The organism is Micromonospora sp. RL09-050-HVF-A (assembly GCF_019374995.1).
GTDB classification, from domain to species: domain Bacteria; phylum Actinomycetota; class Actinomycetes; order Mycobacteriales; family Micromonosporaceae; genus Micromonospora; species Micromonospora antibiotica.
Window position 1 is genome coordinate 4,630,817 of the sequence record NZ_JAGKQP010000002.1, and the last position, 19,564, is coordinate 4,650,380.

The 19,564-nt window shown below is 71.9% G+C and carries 23 protein-coding genes; 19 read left to right on the forward strand and 4 right to left on the reverse strand.

Going from position 1 to position 19,564, the window contains the following annotated elements; genetic code table 11:
- Positions 1–15 precede the first annotated feature (15 nt).
- The 4 genes from grpE to J7462_RS20390 all read left to right on the forward strand — a co-directional run bounded on the left by grpE (position 16) and on the right by J7462_RS20390 (position 2,835).
- A complete protein-coding gene (gene grpE, locus J7462_RS20375; RefSeq protein WP_219465520.1) occupies positions 16–759 on the forward strand; it encodes a nucleotide exchange factor GrpE in 744 nt (247 codons plus the stop codon).
- An 82-nt stretch (positions 760–841) separates the two neighbouring features.
- Entirely contained in the window at positions 842–2,026 is a 1,185-nt protein-coding gene (gene dnaJ, locus J7462_RS20380; RefSeq protein WP_219465523.1) for a molecular chaperone DnaJ, read from the forward strand.
- A gap of 29 nt (positions 2,027–2,055) precedes the next feature.
- Positions 2,056–2,499, forward strand: a complete 444-nt coding sequence (locus J7462_RS20385; RefSeq protein WP_219465524.1) for a heat shock protein transcriptional repressor HspR — start codon at positions 2,056–2,058, stop codon at positions 2,497–2,499.
- Between the two features lie 126 nt (positions 2,500–2,625).
- Positions 2,626–2,835 (forward strand): hypothetical protein, encoded by a 210-nt coding sequence (locus tag J7462_RS20390; protein ID WP_219465525.1) that lies wholly within the window; start codon positions 2,626–2,628, stop codon positions 2,833–2,835.
- 75 nt (positions 2,836–2,910) lie between these two features.
- On the opposite strand, the gene J7462_RS20395 is transcribed toward J7462_RS20390, so the two are convergent.
- The 4 genes from J7462_RS20395 to J7462_RS20410 form a co-directional block, all read right to left on the reverse strand.
- Positions 2,911–3,342, reverse strand: coding sequence for a hypothetical protein (locus J7462_RS20395; protein WP_219465526.1), 432 nt, complete (start codon positions 3,340–3,342; stop codon positions 2,911–2,913).
- A 173-nt stretch (positions 3,343–3,515) separates the two neighbouring features.
- Positions 3,516–4,721 (reverse strand): cation:proton antiporter, encoded by a 1,206-nt coding sequence (locus J7462_RS20400; protein WP_219465527.1) that lies wholly within the window; start codon positions 4,719–4,721, stop codon positions 3,516–3,518.
- A gap of 5 nt (positions 4,722–4,726) precedes the next feature.
- Positions 4,727–5,227 (reverse strand): cation:proton antiporter regulatory subunit, encoded by a 501-nt coding sequence (locus tag J7462_RS20405; protein ID WP_088641912.1) that lies wholly within the window; start codon positions 5,225–5,227, stop codon positions 4,727–4,729.
- Positions 5,228–5,359: 132 nt separating this feature from the next.
- Positions 5,360–5,590: a winged helix-turn-helix domain-containing protein gene (locus J7462_RS20410; RefSeq protein WP_219465528.1), complete on the reverse strand. Its 231-nt coding sequence runs from the start codon at positions 5,588–5,590 to the stop codon at positions 5,360–5,362.
- 468 nt (positions 5,591–6,058) lie between these two features.
- Between J7462_RS20410 and J7462_RS20415 the strand changes: the two genes are divergently transcribed.
- The 15 genes from J7462_RS20415 (at position 6,059) to J7462_RS20490 (ending at position 19,389) form a co-directional block, all read left to right on the forward strand.
- Positions 6,059–6,310 carry a hypothetical protein gene (locus J7462_RS20415; RefSeq protein WP_219465529.1) on the forward strand — a complete coding sequence of 84 codons (252 nt, stop codon included), beginning with the start codon at positions 6,059–6,061 and terminating at the stop codon, positions 6,308–6,310.
- A gap of 191 nt (positions 6,311–6,501) precedes the next feature.
- Positions 6,502–9,093 carry an ATP-dependent chaperone ClpB gene (gene clpB / locus J7462_RS20420; RefSeq protein ID WP_219465531.1) on the forward strand — a complete coding sequence of 864 codons (2,592 nt, stop codon included), beginning with the start codon at positions 6,502–6,504 and terminating at the stop codon, positions 9,091–9,093.
- Between the two features lie 329 nt (positions 9,094–9,422).
- A complete protein-coding gene (locus J7462_RS20425; RefSeq protein WP_219465533.1) occupies positions 9,423–9,827 on the forward strand; it encodes a hypothetical protein in 405 nt (134 codons plus the stop codon).
- A gap of 96 nt (positions 9,828–9,923) precedes the next feature.
- Positions 9,924–10,550, forward strand: coding sequence for a DUF4178 domain-containing protein (locus tag J7462_RS20430; protein WP_219465534.1), 627 nt, complete (start codon positions 9,924–9,926; stop codon positions 10,548–10,550).
- A 2-nt stretch (positions 10,551–10,552) separates the two neighbouring features.
- Positions 10,553–11,260 (forward strand): DUF2617 family protein, encoded by a 708-nt coding sequence (locus J7462_RS33695; RefSeq protein ID WP_374197540.1) that lies wholly within the window; start codon positions 10,553–10,555, stop codon positions 11,258–11,260.
- A 173-nt stretch (positions 11,261–11,433) separates the two neighbouring features.
- Positions 11,434–11,859, forward strand: a complete 426-nt coding sequence (locus J7462_RS20445; RefSeq protein ID WP_208565302.1) for a DUF4247 domain-containing protein — start codon at positions 11,434–11,436, stop codon at positions 11,857–11,859.
- A gap of 40 nt (positions 11,860–11,899) precedes the next feature.
- Positions 11,900–12,322 carry a DUF350 domain-containing protein gene (locus J7462_RS20450; RefSeq protein WP_219465535.1) on the forward strand — a complete coding sequence of 141 codons (423 nt, stop codon included), beginning with the start codon at positions 11,900–11,902 and terminating at the stop codon, positions 12,320–12,322.
- Positions 12,322–13,074, forward strand: a complete 753-nt coding sequence (locus J7462_RS20455) for a hypothetical protein (protein WP_219465536.1) — start codon at positions 12,322–12,324, stop codon at positions 13,072–13,074. The genes J7462_RS20450 and J7462_RS20455 overlap by 1 nt, the downstream gene beginning before the upstream one ends.
- Entirely contained in the window at positions 13,071–14,648 is a 1,578-nt protein-coding gene (locus J7462_RS20460) for a polyamine aminopropyltransferase (protein ID WP_219465537.1), read from the forward strand. The genes J7462_RS20455 and J7462_RS20460 overlap by 4 nt, the downstream gene beginning before the upstream one ends.
- Positions 14,649–14,682: 34 nt before the next feature.
- Positions 14,683–15,666 carry a hypothetical protein gene (locus J7462_RS20465; RefSeq protein WP_219470515.1) on the forward strand — a complete coding sequence of 328 codons (984 nt, stop codon included), beginning with the start codon at positions 14,683–14,685 and terminating at the stop codon, positions 15,664–15,666.
- Between the two features lie 153 nt (positions 15,667–15,819).
- Positions 15,820–16,698 (forward strand): hypothetical protein, encoded by an 879-nt coding sequence (locus J7462_RS20470; RefSeq protein WP_219465538.1) that lies wholly within the window; start codon positions 15,820–15,822, stop codon positions 16,696–16,698.
- A 73-nt stretch (positions 16,699–16,771) separates the two neighbouring features.
- Positions 16,772–17,428 (forward strand): hypothetical protein, encoded by a 657-nt coding sequence (locus tag J7462_RS20475; protein ID WP_219465539.1) that lies wholly within the window; start codon positions 16,772–16,774, stop codon positions 17,426–17,428.
- Positions 17,429–17,437: 9 nt separating this feature from the next.
- Positions 17,438–18,247: an SDR family oxidoreductase gene (locus J7462_RS20480; RefSeq protein WP_219465541.1), complete on the forward strand. Its 810-nt coding sequence runs from the start codon at positions 17,438–17,440 to the stop codon at positions 18,245–18,247.
- A gap of 167 nt (positions 18,248–18,414) precedes the next feature.
- Positions 18,415–18,954, forward strand: a complete 540-nt coding sequence (pyrE, locus tag J7462_RS20485) for an orotate phosphoribosyltransferase (RefSeq protein WP_091252187.1) — start codon at positions 18,415–18,417, stop codon at positions 18,952–18,954.
- A 57-nt stretch (positions 18,955–19,011) separates the two neighbouring features.
- Positions 19,012–19,389, forward strand: a complete 378-nt coding sequence (locus tag J7462_RS20490) for a helix-turn-helix transcriptional regulator (protein ID WP_007454255.1) — start codon at positions 19,012–19,014, stop codon at positions 19,387–19,389.
- Positions 19,390–19,564 lie beyond the last annotated feature (175 nt).

Here is a 19,564-nt window from a genome sequence, read left to right on the forward strand (position 1 = left end):
GATCGAGGTAGTCGTATGACGGAGAAGCCACGAGTCGCCGACCCGGGCGCCTCCGGGTCGACGCCGGGTGGCTCCGAGCCCGCCGACGACGGGCCGCGGGTCGTCATCCGGAACAACCGCAAGCTGGGCAGGACCGAGGAGCCGCCCGCCGCCGCCGACGCCGGGGCGGACGCCCCGGCCGAGGGGCTGGTCGAGGAGGCCGAGGTGATGGTCGACGAGATCGAGGCCGAGGCGACCGCGCTCGACGGGCCGGCACCGACCGGTCCGCCGGTGGTGGACGCCCCCGCGCAGCCGGTCGACGACAGCCCGACCGGCTCGCCGCTCGGCGCCGAGCTGGAAGCCCTCCGGGCCGAGCTGGACGAACGGACCCGGGACCTGCAACGGGTGTCGGCGGAGTACGCCAACTACCGCAAGCGGGTGGACCGGGACCGGGGCGTGGTCCAGGAGCAGGCGACCGGCTCGGTGCTCGCCGCGCTGCTGCCCATCCTGGACGACCTGGACCGGGCCCGGGAGCACGGCGACCTGGTGGGGCCGTTCGGCACGGTGGCCGAGCAGCTCACCACGGCGCTGGGCAAGTTCGGCCTGACCCCCTTCGGCGAGAAGGGCGATCCGTTCGACCCGACCCGGCACGAGGCGGTCGCGCACCAGACCTCGCCGGACGTGGACGAGCCCACCTGTGTCCAGGTGATGCGCCGGGGCTACCTGCTCGGTGAGCGGCTGCTGCGGCCGGCCATGGTCGCGGTCGCCGACCCGCAATAGTGCACGGCCATCCGGTCGCCCCGCCCACCCTCACCCGGTGGGCGGGGCGACCGGGCCACATCTCACGGAAGGGGGTGGACCGGTGAGTTCCAAGGACTGGATCGAGAAGGACTTCTACGCCACGTTGGGCGTGGAGAAGTCCGCCTCCTCAGACGAGATCAAGAAGTCGTACCGGAAACTGGCCCGGGAATCGCACCCGGACCACAACCCCGGTGACCCGAAAGCCGAGGAGCGGTTCAAGGGCGTCTCCGAGGCGTACGCGGTGCTCGGCGACGACACCAAGCGCCGCGAGTACGACGAGATGCGCTCGCTGTTCGGCTCGGGCGCGTTCCGTCGGGGCGCGCCCGGCACGGGTCAGCCCGGCGGTGCCCCGTTCGACGTCTCCGACCTGTTCGGCGGCGGTGGCGGGGACACCCGGTTCGGTGGTGGCGGCTTCACCGACCTGTTCAGCTCGATCTTCTCCGGCGGTGGTGCCGGTGGTGCCGGTCCGACGCGGGCACGTGGCCCGGCCCGGGGCCGGGACGTGGAGACCGAGGTGGCCCTCGACTTCGGGGACGCGGTGCGTGGTGTCACCCTGCCGTTGACGCTGCGCGCGCCCGGGGTCTGCGACACCTGCCACGGCAACGGCGCGAAGCCCGGCACCCAGCCGACCGCCTGCCCGGTCTGCCACGGCGCCGGGGTGACCACCCGGGACCAGGGGTCGTTCAGCTTCTCCGAGCCGTGCCGCAACTGCCAGGGCGTCGGCACGGTCGTCGAGGAGAAGTGCCCCGAGTGCCACGGCACCGGCGGGGTCACCAAGACCCGCACGTTGAACGTCCGCTTTCCCGCCGGGGTGGCCGACGGGCAGCGGATCAGGTTGGCCGGGCGGGGCGAGCCGGGTCAGCGGGGTGGGCCGGCGGGCGACCTGTTCGTCCAGGTGAAGGTCCGCCCGGACGACCTGTTCGGGCGTACCGGTGACGACCTGACGCTGGCCGTGCCGATCACCTTCGCCGAGGCGGTGCTCGGCACCGACCTGCGGGTGCCCACGCTGGACGGCGCGGTGACCCTGCGCGTGCCGCCGGGGACCCCGTCCGGTCGGGTGCTGCGGGCCCGGGGCAAGGGTGTGGTGCGTCGCGACGGTCAGGCCGGTGACCTGCTGGTCACGTTGGACGTGGTGGTGCCGGCGACGGTGTCGGACGAAGCCCGGGCGGCGCTGGAGTCGTTCGCCGACGCGACGCCGCCGGCGGCCCGGGAACATCTCGACGCGCGGGTGCGTCGGGTCGGTTGACCGGTTGACGGGTGCGGAGGTGAGTGGAGATGTCGGACGGGTTCGTCGGTTCGGGTGACGCCGCCTACGAGGCCAAGGTGCTGATGATCTCGGTCGCGGCACGGATGGCGGGGATGCACCCGCAGACGTTGCGTCAGTACGACCGGCTCGGCCTGGTGCAGGCCGGTCGGGCGGCCGGTGGCGGGCGACGCTACAGCGTGCGGGACGTGGTCCTGCTGCGTGAGGTCCAGCGGCTCAGCCAGGACGAGGGTGTCAACCTGGCCGGGGTGAAACGGATCATCGGGCTGGAACGCCTGGTGGAGCAGGCCCAGCAGCGGGTGGCCCGACTGGAGGCGGAGCTGGACGCCGCCTACCGCCGGATCGCCGAGCTGGAGACGCTGGCCAGCGGTTTCTCCCGGGGTGACCTGGTGCCGACCAGTCGCACCTCCACGGCGCTGGTGGTCTGGCGTCCCCGCCGCACCCCCGACCGCTGACCCTGGCCCGGCCCGCCGGGTCGGCGGTGGTCTGCGGTCGGGGTTTTCCGGCGGTGGGTGGTCGTTCCGGCTAGCCTGTTGTCAGGTCCAACCAGGTCAATTCGGACTCCGACGGCGGGGGGAACCGTGGCGGAATCGGCGAAGAAAGTGGCCCGGCAGGCGGAGGAGCGGCTCAACAAGGTGGCCGAGAACGTCCGGGAGAAGTTCGACCGGGTCACCGAGGGCAAGTTCTCCGACACGGTGAAGAACGGCAGGTTCGCCGAAGGGGCCGACCCCGGGGCGGACCGGGAGCGGACCGGGGAGAAACGCCGCAACCAGGGCGGATCGGCACGCTGACGATCCGTCGACGTGCGGGCCGGGACCCACGGGGGTCCCGGCCCGTTCGCCGTCCGGCTGCGGGTGCGCCGCCGGTCAGCCGAGCCGGCGGTTGTCCCGGACCAGGCCGCCCTCGCACCAGTCGTGGTAGGTGAAGAGTTCCTGCCGGGCCAGCAGCGCCCGACTGTTGTACGCCCAGTTGCGCATCAACTCGTCGCCGTCGCGTTCGGCCTGCTCCACCAGTTTGCGGAAGCGACGCTTGGGGTGGGCGCGGAAGTTCGTTCGGATGCCGTCGGCCGCGTAGATGTAGAGGCAGTGCAGGGCGAAGCGGCGCGCGGGGCAGGCCGGGTCCAACGCCAACTCGAACAGGGTGAGCACCAGGTGGTCGCCGGAGACCAGCAGGTCCCAGTCTTGTGGCAGCGAGGTCAGCGGCACCGAGTCCGGCTGGTACGCCCAGGCCCGTAGCTCCCCCGACGACGGGTCGACGGGGTTGGCGAAGCCGTGGAACGGCGGATCCTGCACGCTCACCGGCAACCTTCCGCTCACATCCACGGGGTGCCTCCGTGCGCCCGCGGGACCCTGTCCTGCTGGGGCGCAACGCTAGCCGCCGCTGCCCGGCCGGCGGAAGACCCCGCCGGGAGCAATTCGGCAACGGAGGCCCTGGCCAGGCCACCTGTGTGAGGGGCCTGGCCAGGCGGTTCTCAGTCCGTGGCGGGTACCGGCTGGGGCTGTCGGGCGGCGATCCGTCGACGCAGCCTCTGCTTGAACCAGCGCATGTCGGGCAGGCGGGCGAGCATCGGACCGGTGATCACGGTGATCAGCACGTACGCCGTGGCGAGCGCCGCCAGTTTGGGTTCGACGGTGCCGGCGGCGACGGCCAGACCGGCGATGACGATGGAGAACTCGCCGCGCGGCATCAACGCGAAGCCGGCCCGCCAACGGCCCGGTTCGGCGATGCCGGCCCGGCGGGCCGCCAGGTAGCCGGTGAGCAGCTTGGTCCCCATGGTGACCACGGCCAGCACGATCGCGGGCAGCAGCACCGGCGGCATGTCCCGGGGGTCGGTGACCAGGCCGAAGAAGACGAAGAAGACCGCGGCGAAGAGGTCCCGCAGCGGGGAGAGCAGTTCGGTGGCGTGGTGCGCCACCGGCCCGGACAGGGCGATGCCGACCAGGAACGCCCCGACGGCGGCGGAGACCTGGAGCCGGGCGGCGATGCCGGCGACCAGCAGGGTCAGGCCGAGCACCCCGAGCAGCAACGCCTCCGGGTCCTTCGCCGACAGGGCGGCGGAGATCAGGTGGCCGAAGCGGATGGCGACGACCAGCACGATCACCACGGTGAACACCGCGACACCCAGCGCGATCCCACCCTTGACCAGGCCCACGCCGGCCAGCAGCGCGGTCACCAGCGGCAGGTAGAGCGCCATCGCCAGGTCCTCGATGACCAGCACGGAGAGGATGACCGGGGTTTCCCGGTTACCGACCCGGCCGAGGTCGCCGAGCACCTTGGCGATCACCCCGGACGACGAGATCCAGGTGATGCCGCCGAGCACCACGGCGGCCACCCAGCCCCAGCCGAGCAGCAACGCGAAGCCGAAACCGGGCAGGGCGTTGAGCGCCGCGTCGATCAGGCCGGCCGGGGCCGCCGAGCGCAGGTTGCCGACCAGCTCGTTGGCGCTGTATTCCAGGCCGAGCATGACCAGCAGCAGGATGACGCCGATCTCGGCGCCGACGGCGAAGAACTCCTCGCTCGCGGCCAGCGGGAGCAGGCCACCGTGCCCGAAGGCGAGCCCGGCGAGCAGGTAGAGGGGGATGGGGGAGACGCCGAACCGGCGGCTGAGCCGGCCGAGCAGCCCGAGCAGAAGCAGGAGCGCGCCGACCTCGATGAGCAGTGTGGTGGTTTCGTGCATACGCCTCAGCCGTCCGGGTCACTGTCGGCGAGGATGGCTGTCACCCCGTCGAGACCCTGCCGGGTCCCGACCACGACCACCACGTCACCGGCCGCGAAGCGGAAGGTGGGATCGGGCGAGACGTTGACCTCGCCCTGCCGGAGCACCGCCACGATGGAGGCGCTGGTGCGGGTACGTGCCTTGGTGTCACCGAGCCGCTTGTTGACGTACTTCGACCCGGCCGGGATGGCGATCTGCTCGGTGAGCAGCCCGGCCGCCTGCTCGCGCAGGCCGGAGAGCTGACCCAGCATCAGCGACGCGCCGAGGATGTCGGCCAACGCCTCGGCCTCGTCGTCGGTCAGCGGGATGTCATGCTGGCAGGAGTCGGGATCGTCCGGGTCGTAGAGGACCAGGTCGCGGCGGCCATTGCGGTGGGAGACCACACCAAGCCGGCGACCGGACTCCGTCATCAGATCATGACGTACGCCGATTCCGGGTAAGGCGGTCTGTTCGACACGTACTCGCACGGACGCGAGGCTATACCCTGCGCCCAAGCTGGGCCCGTTGGACGTCTGTGCTGCTGGCGGGCGCTTTCCGGCAGGCACCGGCTGTGCTCGCCGGCTCGCCGGTCGGTAACCCTGTGGGGCCGGGTGGCTGGCTCAGGACGAGCCCTCGGCGGGTGCGGCGACGAAGACGCCGACCCCTTCGAGGGTTTCGGTGAGCCCGGTGGCACGCAGGATCATCATGGCCTTGCCGACCACGGTGTCCGACACGCCGTATTCCCTGCACAGCTGCGACCTGCTCGGCAGCTTGGTGCCGGGCGGCCACTCTCCTGAATCGATCTTGTTCTTCAGCTCGTCTGCGAGCACCTGGTACTGCTGCTTGGGCATGCTTCACTCCCCGGATGGCACGCCTATCTGATCACGCTCGCACCTCCAACCTCAAGCAATTGTGGGTGGGTCGTTGACCTGCAACCGGTACCGATTGTAGGTTCGAGGTGAACGCCCCCGGATGGCACTCGGGGCGCTCAGACGGTCGGGGCGGGCATCCCCCGTGGCCCGTCCCGACCATGTCACCGGCCCTGTCGTCGTACCGCTGAGGTGGGCTGCGACGGCAGGGCGGGCAGCCCGGCCGAACCGGCAGCGCGGCCGGGCTGCCCTTCCAGCACCGCGACACCGAGCCGTCCAGCGAAGGAGCGCCATGGGGTACGAGTCGCCGCACCCACCGTCGAAGCTCGACCTTGGTCAACTCAGGTGGGGCGATATTGCGGTGTCCGAGCCATCGCTATACCGCCATTGGGCCGATACTGCTTCGGCCCGCCCGGGGTGGCGTGAGCCGGGTCGGGCGGGTGGGGAGGCATGACCGGGCGGTATGTCGTACACCTGCCGGTGGTCGCTGCGGACCTGGCGCGGGCCAAGATGCTCGCCCGGACGGCGGCCCGCTCGCTGGCCTTCCTCGCCCACGTCGACCCCGGCGAGACCACCGTCTCCGCCGAGGATGATCAGGGGGCACGCCACCGGGTCTTCTGCGACAACCGGCTGGACAGTGGTCGGCGGTGCGTGCTCCGGGCCGACCACGAGACCCCCTGCGCCGCCCGCCTGCCCCGCTGACTCCTGAGCGGAGGTGGGCGAGGCGGGGTGGAGTGCGGCAGGGTGCGGTGGGTCAACTGAGGTGGGCCGGAGTTCGTCGGCCGACCTCGAACGAGAGTTTGTGACGCGAGTCACATAGCGAGAGTTGAGCGGAATAGGCTCAACTCTGGTGGTGTCTCTTACTAGTGGACACGCCGATCCCGGGGGAGCCCATGAACACGGAACGACTCACCACCAAGAGCCGCGAAACCATCACCGGTGCCGTCGCGCTGGCCAACCAGCGTGGTCACGCCACCGTGGAACCCTGGCACCTGCTGTCGGCACTGCTCGACACCGACGGTTCCACCGCTGCCGGCCTGCTGCGCGCCGCGGGTGCCGACCCCGCCGAGCTGCGCCGGGTCGCCCAGCGCGCGGTCGACGCGCTGCCCGCAGCCCGTGGGTCCAGCATCGCCGAGCCCACCCTCGCCCGCGAGTTCGTCAACGCCATCGGGGCCGCCGAGCAGATCGCCCGGCCGCTCGGCGACGAGTACACCTCCACCGAGCACCTGCTGGCCGGTCTGGCCCGGGTGGGTGGCGCGGTGTCCAACGCGCTGAAGTCGGCCGGGGCCACCGAGGAGAACCTGGTCGCCGCGTTCCCGACGGTGCGGGGCGGGGACCGGCGGGTCACCACCGCCGACCCGGAGCAGACCTACCAGGCGCTGACCAAGTACGGCGTCGACCTCACCGCGAGCGCCCGCGACGGCAAGATCGACCCGGTGATCGGCCGGGATTCGGAGATCCGCCGGGTGATCCAGGTGCTCTCCCGGCGTACCAAGAACAACCCGGTGCTGATCGGCGAGCCCGGCGTCGGTAAGACCGCGATCGTCGAGGGCCTGGCCCAGCGGATCGTGGCCGGCGACGTGCCCGAGTCGCTGCGCGACAAGAAGCTGGTCTCGCTCGACCTCGGCGCGATGGTCGCCGGGGCGCAGTACCGGGGGCAGTTCGAGGAACGGCTCAAGTCCGTCCTGGAGGAGATCAAGAACTCCAACGGGCAAGTCATCACCTTCCTCGACGAGCTGCACACCGTGGTCGGCGCGGGCAAGGGCGAGGGCTCGATGGACGCCGGCAACATGCTCAAGCCGATGCTGGCGCGCGGCGAGCTGCGGATGGTCGGCGCGACCACCCTCGACGAGTACCGCGAGCACATCGAGAAGGACCCGGCGCTGGAGCGTCGGTTCCAGCCGGTGCTGGTCGGCGAGCCCACCATCGAGGACACCATCGGCATCCTGCGCGGCCTCAAGGAACGCTACGAGGTGCACCACGGCGTCCGGATCACCGACGCCGCCCTGGTCGCCGCCGCGTCGCTGTCCGACCGGTACATCACCGACCGGTTCCTGCCCGACAAGGCGATCGACCTGGTCGACGAGTCCGCGTCCCGGCTCCGCATGGAGATCGACTCCCGGCCGGTCGAGGTGGACGAGATCGAACGGGCGGTCCGCCGGCTGGAGATCGAGGAGATGGCGCTGGCCAAGGAGCCCGACGCCGCCTCCGCCGAGCGGCTGGAGCGGCTGCGTAAGGAGCTGGCCGACAAGCGCGAGCAGCTCACCGCCCTGTCCGAGCGCTGGCAGACCGAGAAGAGCCACATCACCAAGCTCTCCACCGCCAAGGAGGAGCTGGAACGCCTCGGCGGCGAGGCCGAACGGGCCGAACGCGACGGCGAGCTGGAACGCGCCGCCGAGCTGCGCTACGGCCGCATCCCGGCGCTCAAGGCCGACCTGGCGCGGGCCGAGGAGGAACTCGCCCGGCTCCAGGCCGACGGCGCGATGCTCAAGGAGGAGGTCGGCGCGGACGACATCGCCTCCGTCGTCGCCTCCTGGACGGGCATCCCGGCCGGCCGGCTGCTGGAGGGCGAGACCGCCAAGCTGCTGCGGATGGAGGAGTCGCTGGGCGGCCGGGTCGTCGGCCAGGCCGAGGCCGTCGGTGCCGTCTCCGACGCGGTACGCCGGGCGCGGGCCGGCGTCGCCGACCCGGACCGCCCCACCGGCAGCTTCCTGTTCCTCGGCCCCACCGGCGTCGGCAAGACCGAGCTGGCCAAGGCGCTCGCCGAGTTCCTCTTCGACGACGAGCGGGCCATGGTCCGCATCGACATGAGCGAGTACGGCGAGAAGCACTCCGTCGCCCGCCTGGTCGGTGCCCCGCCCGGCTACGTCGGCTACGAGGAGGGCGGGCAGCTCACCGAGGCGGTGCGCCGCCGCCCCTACTCGGTGATCCTGCTGGACGAGGTGGAGAAGGCCCACCCGGACGTCTTCGACATCCTGCTCCAGGTGCTCGACGACGGTCGGCTCACCGACGGTCAGGGTCGTACCGTCGACTTCCGCAACGCGATCCTGATCCTCACCTCCAACCTGGGGTCGTCGGTGATCAGCGACCTGACGCTCGCCGAGGAGCAGCGCCGGGAGGGGGTGCTCGCGGTGGTCCGCTCGCACTTCAAGCCGGAGTTCCTCAACCGGCTCGACGACATCGTGGTCTTCGCCGCGCTGCGCGGGGACGACCTGCGGTCGATCGTCGACATCCAGCTCACCCGGCTGCGTCGGCGCCTCGGCGACCGCCGGCTGGCGTTGGACGTCAGCGACGCCGCCCGGACCTGGCTCGCCGAGCACGGGTACGACCCGATCTACGGTGCCCGCCCGCTGCGCCGCCTGGTCCAGTCGGCCATCGGCGACCAGCTCGCCAAGGCCCTGCTGGGTGGCGTGATCCGGGACGGCGACACGGTACGGGTCGACCTGTCCGACGACAAGAACGCCCTCACCGTCACCTCCACCTGACCCCGCCCCCGCCGCCCCTCCCCCTCCCGCCCTCCCTCCCGCCCCGCCCCCGCCCTGGTGATCAAGAGGTTTACGTCACGAGAGCGCTTTCCCTCGACGTAAACCTCTTGATCACCCCCCGCCCCGGCCTTCCTGCGCCGGTGATCAAGAGGTTTACGTCACTGGGAGCGCTCTCTGGTGACGTAAACCTCTTGATCACCGCGGTTGGCGAGAGCTGAGTGCGGTTGGGCGGAGGTTGAGTGGGGGCGGGGTGGGTCGAGTGGGGGGTGGGGCGGGTTGGGTGGGGGTGGGGTGGGTGGTCAGGGGTGGGGCGGGGAAAGGAGAGGGGCATGTTCGGGATGCGGAAGAAGAGCGGCGACCCGGAGCTGGACGCCGCCGTGCGGGAACTCGCCGGGGCGGACACTGTCGCCTTTGGCGGGGTGGGGTTCGCCGGCACGCTGCTGCCGGTGACCGAGGCGTACCGACGGGTGGGGGAAGCGTTCGCGCAGCGCCCCCGGCAGGCCCGTGAGCAGGTCGACTGGCTGCTGCGGCACGGCTCGCCGGCCGGCCGGGCGTACGCGGCGACGCTGTTGGAGGGGGTCGATCCGGCGGCGGCCCGGGATGCCTGGGCGGCCCTACGCGGCATCGACGACGAGTTCACCACCTTTGCCGGCTGCACGATGGGCAGCACCACGCTGGGCGGGTACGCGGCGGACCGGCTGGCTGGTCAGCACACCGACGATGACACTCGGTAGCTGACTGTTTACTCAGGATTCGCTGAGTTTCCCCAGGTGCGCGGGGTGCGCGGGGTTGTTACCGTCTCCGCCGATGCACTTGGGGAGGTGGTCGGGGTGAACGGTTCGGTCGCGTACGTCGTGGCAACGTTGGGATGTCTGATCGGGGTCGCCGGGATCGTGGTGGCGGCGGTGGCTTTCAGCCGGAGCCGGAAACCGAACCGGCCGACACCGGCGAAGGACCCGTTCCGCGACACCGACTCCGACGCGCTGCGCGGGGACCCCCGCAAGCTCAAGCCCGGCGACATCGTCGAGATCCGTGGGGTGTCCTACGCGGTTCGTGGCTCGGTGCACCTGGTCGAGGGCGGCTGGAGCTGGGCCGAGCACCTGCTGGACACCGTCGAGGGCGACAAGCGCTGGCTCTCCGTCGAGGAGGACCCGGACCTGGAGCTGGTGCTCTGGACGGCCGAGCCGGCCGCCACGATCACCCCGGGCGCACCCACCCTCGACTTCGCCGGCCGCCGCTACTCCTGGGAGGAGTCCGGCCAGGCCCGCTATTCGGCCACCGGCAGCACCGGCCTCGACCCGTACGGCACCGTCCGCTACCAGGACTACCGGGGCCAGGGCGGCGAGCGGCTCTCCTTCGAGGCGTACGGGGACGCCGGCTGGGAGGTGGGCCGGGGCGAGCGGCTGCACCGCGCGGACGTGATGGTGTACCCGCAGTCCGGCCCGGGGGGGTCCTGATCGTGCTGGTCAGCCTGGACACCCCGTACGTCGACACCTGCGCCGCCGACCTGAGCCTGGCGCTCGGTGGCCCGGAACGCCCCGCCCTGCACATCCGTGACGTGACCCTGCCCGGCGGCGTACGGCTGCGGCTGCGCCTGCTCGGCGCGTCCCACCAGGTCGTCCTCACCACCCCGACCGGGTTCACCACCCCGGCCGCTTCGACCGGGCTCGCCGACGCGGACATCCCGACCGGGCTCGGCACCCCGGCCGCTCCGACCGGGCTCGGCACCCCGGCGGCTTCGACCGGGCTCGCCGACGCCGACACCTCGACCGGGTGGGCCGACGCGACGGGTCCGGCAGCGGCGGGTGGGCTGGTCGAGACGGTCGCCTGCCTGCCCGGTCGGCCCCCGCACCTGCCCGGCGACCTGCACGACGAGGCGGGTGGCTACCGGTTCACCGCGACCGTGCTGCGCCCCGCCGAGGGGGAGCTGCACACCCGGATCGCCGCGCTCCGCGCCGACCTGGCCGACGACCCGTACGCCCTGGTCGGGGTCTTTCCGGGGGACCCGGACGCGGTCACCGCGCTGGCCGTACGCCCCGACGCGCCGGACGGCACGGTGGGCTGGCGCACCTGGCACGCGTACCCCCAGACCAACGAACTGGTCCTGACCGAGACGGTGGTGGACCTTCTGCGAGCCCCGCAGTCGCGAACGGAGGAGGCACCGTGAGCGCGAGGAGTGAGCCGGTTCTGCGAGCCCCGCAGTCGCGAACGAAGGAGGCACCGTGAGCGCGAGGAGTGAGCCGGTTCTGCGAGCCCCGCAGTCGCGAACGAAGGAGGCACCGTGAGCGCGAGGAGTGAGCCGGTTCTGCGAGCCCCGCAGTCGCGAACGAAGGAGACACCGTGACGTACCGACGTTGGTTCGTGGTGGGGGTGGCGTTCGCGGTCGTCGGCGCGCTGGTCGCCGCCTTCGCGATCTTCTACGGCAACTTCTCGCCCCGGGGCTACATCGAGGACCGCTACACCCGGGCGGCGGCCCGGGACATCGGGCGGGACGCCGTCGCGTACACCTCGAACCGGACCCCGAGCCAGGTGGCGGACGACGTCACCGGTGCCTGGAAGCCGGCCGACCAGTACGTCGACGGCAGCGGCGTCTACCTGCGCTACGACGACGACTCGCTGGTGATCCTGCCGATCGCCGCCGGCTCGCTGATCCTGCTGGAGCGGATGCGCACCGCCTACCCGCGTTACCACTCGACGGTGGGCAGCCACTGGGGTTGGGGTCGGGGCAGCACCGTGCGTGGTGGCGGCCCCGGCTCCGGCAAGTGACGCGTATCGATCCCGACCGAACGAACCCCTGGAGCACGCTGTGCAGAACCTGGTCACCGACCTGCTGGTCACCCTCGCCTACGGGGTGGTCGGTGTCGTCCTGATGGCCGTCGGCTACGTGCTGGTGGACGTGGCCACCCCGGGCAAGCTCCACGAGCTTATCTGGACCGAACGCAACCGTAACGCCGCGCTGCTGCTCACCTCGAACCTGGCCGGCGTCGGCATCATCGTGGTGGCCGCGATCGCCGCCAGTGAGGACGACTTCCTGCTCGGCCTGGTCGGTTCCGCCGCGTACGGGATCGTCGGCCTGGTCATCATGGCCCTGGCGTTCGTGCTGCTCGACGCGTTGACCCCGGGCAAGCTGGGCACGCTGCTGGTCGACCAGCAGCCGCACCCGGCGGTCTGGGTGTCGGCGATGGTGCACCTCGCCACCGGCGCGATCATCGCCGCCGCCATCAGCTGATGACCACGGCGAAGCAGCCGGCGAAGCCGAAACAGAACGCGGGTGCCTGGGTCGTCTGGATCGTCCTCGGCCTGGTCGTGGTGGTCTGCGTGGGCAGTAGCCTCTTCAACCGGGACTCCGGCGGCACCGACGTCCCCGCCCCGGCGGCCGACGAGCGCGCCGACACCGTGCCGCTGCTCGCCCAGGCGACCGCCAGCCAGGGCATCTGCTACGGCTGGCGGCTGGAGGAGTCGTTCCTCTCGCCGGTGAGCGTCGGCTCCAACCTGGGTGACGGGGTGGCGGTGGAGGAGGACGACCGCTGCCCGCGCTGGGTGCAGGTCCGCGCCCGGATCACCTACACCGCGGAGAGCAGCGAGAGCAGCGACTCGGCGACCATCACCGTGACCGGCTCGGGCGACTTCTCCCGGGCCGACCTCTACGCCGTGCAGACCGGTCTGACCCGGTTCGGCCTGCACGAGGACGTCTTCGTGGACGACCCGGGCTGGGCGATCTGCCGCGCCGCCGTGGCTTTGCCGCTGCTGGTCGCCGAGACGGGTGCGGCACCACCGGCGGCCACCCCGACCGCCGACCCCGGCGTGGTGGCGGCCCCGCTGCCGGACACCGGCAGCGACTTCTGGCGGGACCGCTGGGGTACGGTGCTGGCCGCCGCCGGCCTGCTGCTGGTCGCCGTCCTGCTGATCACCGTCGGGTTCGTCCAGCGCGGCCGGCAGCGGGCGGCGACGCCGGCCGGGCGTTTCCGGGGGGCGCGGTGACCACGGTCGACGAGACTCCGGCGGTCCGGCCGCGCTGGCGGTGGGCCCGCGCGTCGGTGCTGCTCGCGGTCTTCGTCTGCGCCGCCTGCGGCCTGGTGTACGAGTTGGCCCTGGTCGCGCTCGGCAGCTACCTGATCGGCGACACGGTCGGGCAGGCGTCGATCGTGCTCGGCGTGATGGTCTTCGCGATGGGGATCGGGGCGCTGGTCGCCAAGCCGTTGCAGCCCCGGGCCGCCGCCGCGTTCGCGGTGATCGAGCTGACCCTGGCCCTGCTCGGCGGCCTGTCGGTGCTCGGCCTCTACGCCGCGTTCGCCTGGCTCGACCTGTACGGCCCGGCGCTGGTCGGCACCGCGTTCGTGCTGGGTCTGCTGATCGGCGCGGAGATCCCGCTGCTGATGGTGATGCTGCAACGCATCCGGGAGCAGGCCGCCGGCAGCGCGGTCGCCGACCTGTTCGCCGCCGACTACGTCGGCGCGCTGCTCGGCGGGCTCGCCTTCCCGTTCCTGCTGATCCCGGTCTTCGGCCAGCTCAAGGGCGCGTTGGTGGTCGGCGCGGTGAACGCGGTGGCCGGCCTGGCCCTGGTCTGCACGGTGTTCCGCGCCGAGCTGAGCCGCCGGGCCCGGCTCGTGCTGGGCGCCGGCTCCGTGGTGGTCGCCCTCTGCCTGGGGTACGCCTGGGTCACCGCCGCCGACTTCGAGGTGACCAGCCGTCAGCAGCTCTACCGCGACCCGGTGGTGCACGCCGAACGCTCCCGCTACCAGGAGATCGTGCTGACCCGGTCGGTTCGCGAGGTCGGCCACTCCGTCACCGACCTGCGGCTGTTCCTCAACGGCGACCTCCAGTTCAGCTCGATCGACGAATATCGCTACCACGAGGCGCTGGTGCACCCGGCGATGCGTGGCCCGCGCGGTGAGGTGCTGGTCCTCGGTGCCGGCGACGGTCTCGCGGTCCGCGAGATCCTGCGCTATCCGGACGTGCGCCGGGTGACCGTGGTCGACCTCGACCCGGCGGTGGTGGCGCTGGCCCGCTCCGAGCCGCAGCTGCGCGCGCTCAACGGCGGTTCCCTCGACGACCCCCGGGTCCGGGTGCTCAACACCGACGCCTTCGGCTGGTTGCGGACCGCCGGCGAACGCTTCGACGTGGTCGTCGCCGACCTGCCCGACCCGGACGAGACGGCCACCGCCAAGCTCTACACCGTCGAGTTCTACGCCCTGATCCGTTCGGTGCTCGCCGAGGGCGCCCGGCTGGTGGTGCAGTCCGGGTCGCCGTACTTCGCGCCCCGGTCGTACTGGTCGATCGAGGCGTCGATCCGTGAGGCGGGCTTCGCCACCGTGCCGTACCACGTCGACGTGCCGTCGTTCGGTGACTGGGGGTTCGTGCTCGCCGCGCCGGGCGGGGCCCCGCCGCCCCTGGAGTTACCGGCCGACGCGCCCCGGCTGCGTTTCCTCGACCCGGGGGTGCTGCGGGCGGCGGCGGCCTTCCCCGCCGACCGGGGCCGCCTGGACGTGCCCTCCTCCACCCTGTTGCGGCCCAGGGTGCTCGACTACGCCCGCAGCGAGTGGCGCGGCTACTAGCCTCGGACTGATGTCACCGTCGCTGCGCCGCCGGCTGCCACCGCGTGCGGTGGACGCTGCGGCGTACCTGCAGGCGTTCGTGCTGTCCGGGGTGGCGACGGTGCTGGTCACCCGGGCGTTCCTGCACGCCACCGGCTACCCGCAGCTCGGCGGCGGCGGCCTGCACATCGCGCACGTGCTCTGGGGTGGCCTGCTGATGACCGTCGGCCTGGGCGTCGCGCTGATCTTCCTCGGTGGGGCCGCCCGGATGGCCGGCGCGGTGCTCGCCGGGGTTGGTTTCGGGCTGTTCATCGACGAGGTCGGCAAGTTCGTCACCGCCGGCACCGACTACTTCTACCGGCCGGCCGCCGGGATCATCTACGCCGTGTTCGCCCTGCTGGTGGTGATCACCCAGGCGCTGCGCGAACGGATCCGGCTGACCCCCGGCGAACGGGTGGCGAACGCGTTGGACGTGATCGTCGGCGGGGTCGGCCGGGGGTTGACCGACCGGCGCAGGGTGGCCACCCTGCGGCTGGTCCGGGGTGCCGGCCCGGAGGTCGAGTCGGCGGTCTCCGCGCTGCTGGACGTGGTGCCGCGCCGGGAACCACCGCCACGGCGGTTCTGGCAGCCCTGGGTGGCCCGGCTGCGCGGCGCGCTGCTCCGGCTGACCGCCCAGCGTTGGGTGGTCCTGCTGGTGGTGGCCTACCTGGTCATCGAGCCGGTGGCGACGGTGGTGGCGGTCACCACCGAGGGGGTGACCGGCGAGCTGGACCAGCTCGGCGAGTGGGGCGCGGTGCTCGGGGTGTCGGCCTCGGCGGTGGTCGCCGGGGTGCTGAGCATCCGCGCCGCGTTCCTGCTCCGCAACGACCGGCGGGCCGCGTTCCGGCTGTTCAAGCTGGCCCTCCTGGTCGACCTGCTGTTCGGGCAGATCTTCAACTTCACGGTCAACCAGTTCGGCGCGGTGACCGGGCTGGCGGTGGACCTGCTCCTGCTCGGTGTGGTGACCGCCGAACACCGCCGGTTGGTGCGCGAGTCGTGACCCGGGGAAGCGCCCGCCTGATCCGCTTCGGTCGCGGCCCCGCGCCCGGCCGATGGATGATTCGGCAGGTCGATCATCGGGTACGGCTCCGTCGTAGCCGGTACGACGGGACTGCGGACGTTACCGTGGTGCGGTGATCTAGGAAGGAGAATCATGGTCGATTCCCACAGCACGCCCGCCCGGACCCGTCCGGGTCTGGTGACGCTCTCCAGCTATCTGCTGATGTTCTTTGCGGCGCTCCAACTGATCGGGCTGATCCTCACCCTCGCGATCAGCGGCAAGCTCCGCCAGGCGTTCGAGGACGCGTTCGAGGGGACCGCGAGCGAGGTCGAGGGGCTCGGCACCGCCGTCGTGGTCTTCGCCGTCGCCGCGTCCGCCATTCTGCTGCTGATCGCGCTGGCCCTCGTCGTCCTGGCGATCTTCAACAACCGGGGCAAGAACGGCAGCCGGATCGCCACCTGGGTGGTCGGCGGCATCATGGTCTGCTGCGTCGGTGGTGGACTGGTCAACGGTTCCGCCGGTTTCAGCGGTTCCGCCGGCTCCGGCTCCGGCAACGCGCCGAGCGCCGAGGAGTTGGAGCGCAGCATGAACGCCGTGCTGCCCTCCTGGTACAACCCGGTCAGCACCCTGCTCGGCGTGCTCAGCCTGTTGGCCCTGCTGGCGGCGCTGATCCTGCTCGCCCTGCCGAAGTCCAACGAGTTCTTCCGCAAGCCCAAGGGCGGCTGGGAGCCGCCGGTTCCCGGTGCCGCCTACCCGGCCACCCCGGGCTACCCGGCCACCCCCGGTTACCCGGCCACCCCGGGTTACCCGGCGACGCCGGACTACCCGCAGCCCGGCACCCCCGGCCAGCCCGGTGCCCCCGGACCGTCGTCGACCCCGGGTCAGCCCGGCCGGTCGGCGTCCACCCCGGGCGTGCCAGATCAGCCGCAGCCGTCCGACGGCCAGTCCTGGCAGCCGCCGTCGGGTGGGGAGCCGGACCGGCCCGCCGGAGGCAGCGGCCCGGACGACCCGCAACGCCCCGCCGGCAGCTGACGGGCGCGTAACAGCGACACCGACGATTCCCTCCGAGTAGGTTGCACACCGACGCCTACCGGAGGGAATCGTCGTGTCGTACCCGGATCAGGTGCCGGCCCGCCGGCCGGTCGTCGTCACCACGGCGGCGGCGCTGCTCGGGCTGATGGCGCTCGCCGCCGGGGTCTACGCCGTGACCACCCTGCTCGCCCTGGGCGGCACCGTCGACCGGTTCCGGGTGGCCGCCGCCGACACCGCCGCCGACCCGGGCGACGTCGACGGCGTGGTCCGACTGCTGCGGCTCGGCACGGTCGGCGCGGCGGTGCTGACGGTGCTGGTGGGGCTGCTGCTGGTCGGCCTCGCCGGTGGGCTGCTCGCCCGTCGTCGGGCGGCCCGGATCGGCGTCTGGGTGGTCTGCGGGCTGGGCCTGCTCGCCGGTGGGTGCGCGCTCGCGGCGCTGGTCGGCCAGCGGGTCAGGCCGCTGCGGCTGGGCAGCGGGGACCAGGGCGTCGCCGACCTGTTCGGCACCCTCGACGACGCCTACCCGTCCTGGTGGGTGCCGGTGAACGCGGGGGTTTCGGTGGGCCAGGCCCTCGGCTACCTTGTGGTGGCCGTGCTGCTGGTGCTGCCGGCGGCGAGCACCTGGTTCGCCACCCGCCGCCCGGTGGGCCCCGGCTCCGGGCCGCCCCCGTTCACCCCGGCGTCCGAGCCTGACCCCGGTGCCGTTCCGCCGGTGCCGCCGCCCCGTTGAGGAGCAACCGTGACCGCCGACCGACCGGCTCCGGGCCGCCGCGCGCTGATCACCGGTGCCACCGCCGGCATCGGTGAGTCGTTCGCCCGCCAACTCGCCGCCGAGGGCTGGGACCTGATCCTGGTGGCCCGGGACGCCACCCGGCTCGACGCGACCGCCGCCGAACTGACCGGCCGGTACGGCAACCAGGTCCAGGTCGTACCGGCCGATCTGTCCACCGACGACGGTTGCGCCCGGGTGGAACGGCGACTGACCACGGGCGACCCGGTGCACCTGTTGGTCAACAATGCCGGGCTCAGCCTCAGTCGGCCGTTTCTGCGTTCCACCGTCGCCGACGAGACCCAATTGCTCCGGTTGAATGTGCACGCGGTACTCCGGCTCACTCTCGCCGCGCTCGGGCCAATGATCGAACGCGGCGATGGGGCAGTGATAAATGTCTCTTCGGTTGCCGGGTTCGGCCCGGTGATGCCGGGCTCCACCTATCCAGCCAGCAAGGCATGGGTCACCAGCTTCAGCGAGTCGATCGGGCAATCCACCCGGGTGGCGGGCGTGCACGTGATGGCGCTCTGCCCCGGCTACACCCGCACCGGCTATCACGAGCGCACCGGCATCGACATGTCCGGCATGCCACGGTGGATCTGGCTGCGGGCCGACGACGTGGTCGCCGAAGCCCTGCGTGACCTGCGGAAAGGCAAAACGGTCAGCGTGCCGGACTGGAAGTACAAGCTGGCCGTCGCGAGCCTTCGACACGTACCGCGGCGGTTGTTGCGGGGTGCCTTCCGGGACCGGCGGGGGCAGCTCGATCCGGCCGGGGAGTGAGCGGGCGTCGGCGCGGTACGGTGCGCGGGCCGCCCGCTGTCCTGCGACAACTCTGCCCGTGCGATCGCGCAGCGTAGCCGTCCATCGCCAGTCATCGGTCGATCGGGTGACCGATCCGGGTGGGCCGCACACACGACCCACAGACTTGCGCAGTACCCTCTATCGGCATGGGGGACCACGACGACCTGCGTAAATTCATCACTGACCTGGCTGTGGTCCATGGCCGGGTCGTGCTCTCCTCGGGGCGGGAGGCGGAGTGGTACGTCGATCTGCGTCGCGTGACTCTCCATCACCGGGCCGCTCCCCTGGTCGGTCGGGTGATGCGGGAGCTGACCGCCGACTGGAATTACGACGCGGTCGGTGGGTTGACCCTGGGTGCCGATCCGATCGGCATCTCGATGTTGCACGCCGCCGCGGAGACCGATCGACCCCTGGACGCCTTCGTGGTCCGCAAGGCCGGCAAGGCGCATGGTCTCCAACGGCGGATCGAGGGTCCTGAGGTGGCCGGCCGGCGGGTACTGGCGGTGGAGGACACCTCGACGACGGGCGGCAGCGTGTTGACGGCCGTCGAAGCACTACGCGAGGCCGGGGCGGAGGTCGTGGGCGTGGCGGTTATCGTCGATCGTGGCGCCAGCGACGTCGTACGCGCCGCCGGACTGCCGTATCGGGCGGCCTTTACGTTGGCTGACCTCGGCCTTGTGGCGTGAAAATTTGCCGATTCGGATCTGCTGATATGCAGGCGGATCGATGCTGCTGGTGGAAGGATGGAATACGTGGGAACTGCGTTGGCTGAAATGACCATGCCTCAGATCTCGCCGCTTGCCGGCGAGCCGATCGAACGTGCCGACGCCGAGCGGCTGGCGGGGGTCCTCAAGGCCCTCGCCGACCCCGCTCGGCTGCGGCTGCTCAGCCTGATCCAGTCGGCGCCCGAGGGCGAAGCGTGCGTGTGTGACCTCACCGCGCCGCTCGGCCTCTCGCAGCCGACGGTCAGCCACCACCTCCGCATCCTCACCGAGGCCGGCTTGCTGGAGCGGGAGAAGCGTGGTGTGTGGGCCTACTACCGGCTGGTGCCGTCGGCGATCGCTACGATCGCCGACCTCCTCACGCCGCCGCGCAAGCGGGCCACCAAGAAGGCCCGCTGACTGCACCCGTCGCCCCCACCAGGGGGTGACGTCCGATGGCGTACCAGGGGTGGCGTCATCGGGTGGTGACGGTTCTCCGTCACCGGTCAGTTTGCTGATCCACCACCGTGCCCGCGGTGGCGTACGCGTATGCAACGGCCGGTCCTCTCCCCGAGGGCCGGCCGTTCGTCGTCCC

Coding starts and splice junctions, on each gene's coding strand:
- J7462_RS20385 (WP_219465524.1), top strand. CDS start 2,056: ATGTCGGACGGGTTCGTCGGTTCGGGTGACGCCGCCTACGAGGCCAAG.
- pyrE (WP_091252187.1), top strand. CDS start 18,415: ATGGGGGACCACGACGACCTGCGTAAATTCATCACTGACCTGGCTGTG.
- grpE (WP_219465520.1), top strand. CDS start 16: ATGACGGAGAAGCCACGAGTCGCCGACCCGGGCGCCTCCGGGTCGACG.
- clpB (WP_219465531.1), top strand. CDS start 6,502: ATGAACACGGAACGACTCACCACCAAGAGCCGCGAAACCATCACCGGT.
- J7462_RS20400 (WP_219465527.1), bottom strand. CDS start 4,721: ATGCACGAAACCACCACACTGCTCATCGAGGTCGGCGCGCTCCTGCTT.
- J7462_RS20415 (WP_219465529.1), top strand. CDS start 6,059: ATGACCGGGCGGTATGTCGTACACCTGCCGGTGGTCGCTGCGGACCTG.
- J7462_RS20470 (WP_219465538.1), top strand. CDS start 15,820: ATGGTCGATTCCCACAGCACGCCCGCCCGGACCCGTCCGGGTCTGGTG.
- J7462_RS20490 (WP_007454255.1), top strand. CDS start 19,012: ATGGAATACGTGGGAACTGCGTTGGCTGAAATGACCATGCCTCAGATC.
- J7462_RS20425 (WP_219465533.1), top strand. CDS start 9,423: ATGTTCGGGATGCGGAAGAAGAGCGGCGACCCGGAGCTGGACGCCGCC.
- J7462_RS20455 (WP_219465536.1), top strand. CDS start 12,322: ATGACCACGGCGAAGCAGCCGGCGAAGCCGAAACAGAACGCGGGTGCC.
- J7462_RS20410 (WP_219465528.1), bottom strand. CDS start 5,590: ATGCCCAAGCAGCAGTACCAGGTGCTCGCAGACGAGCTGAAGAACAAG.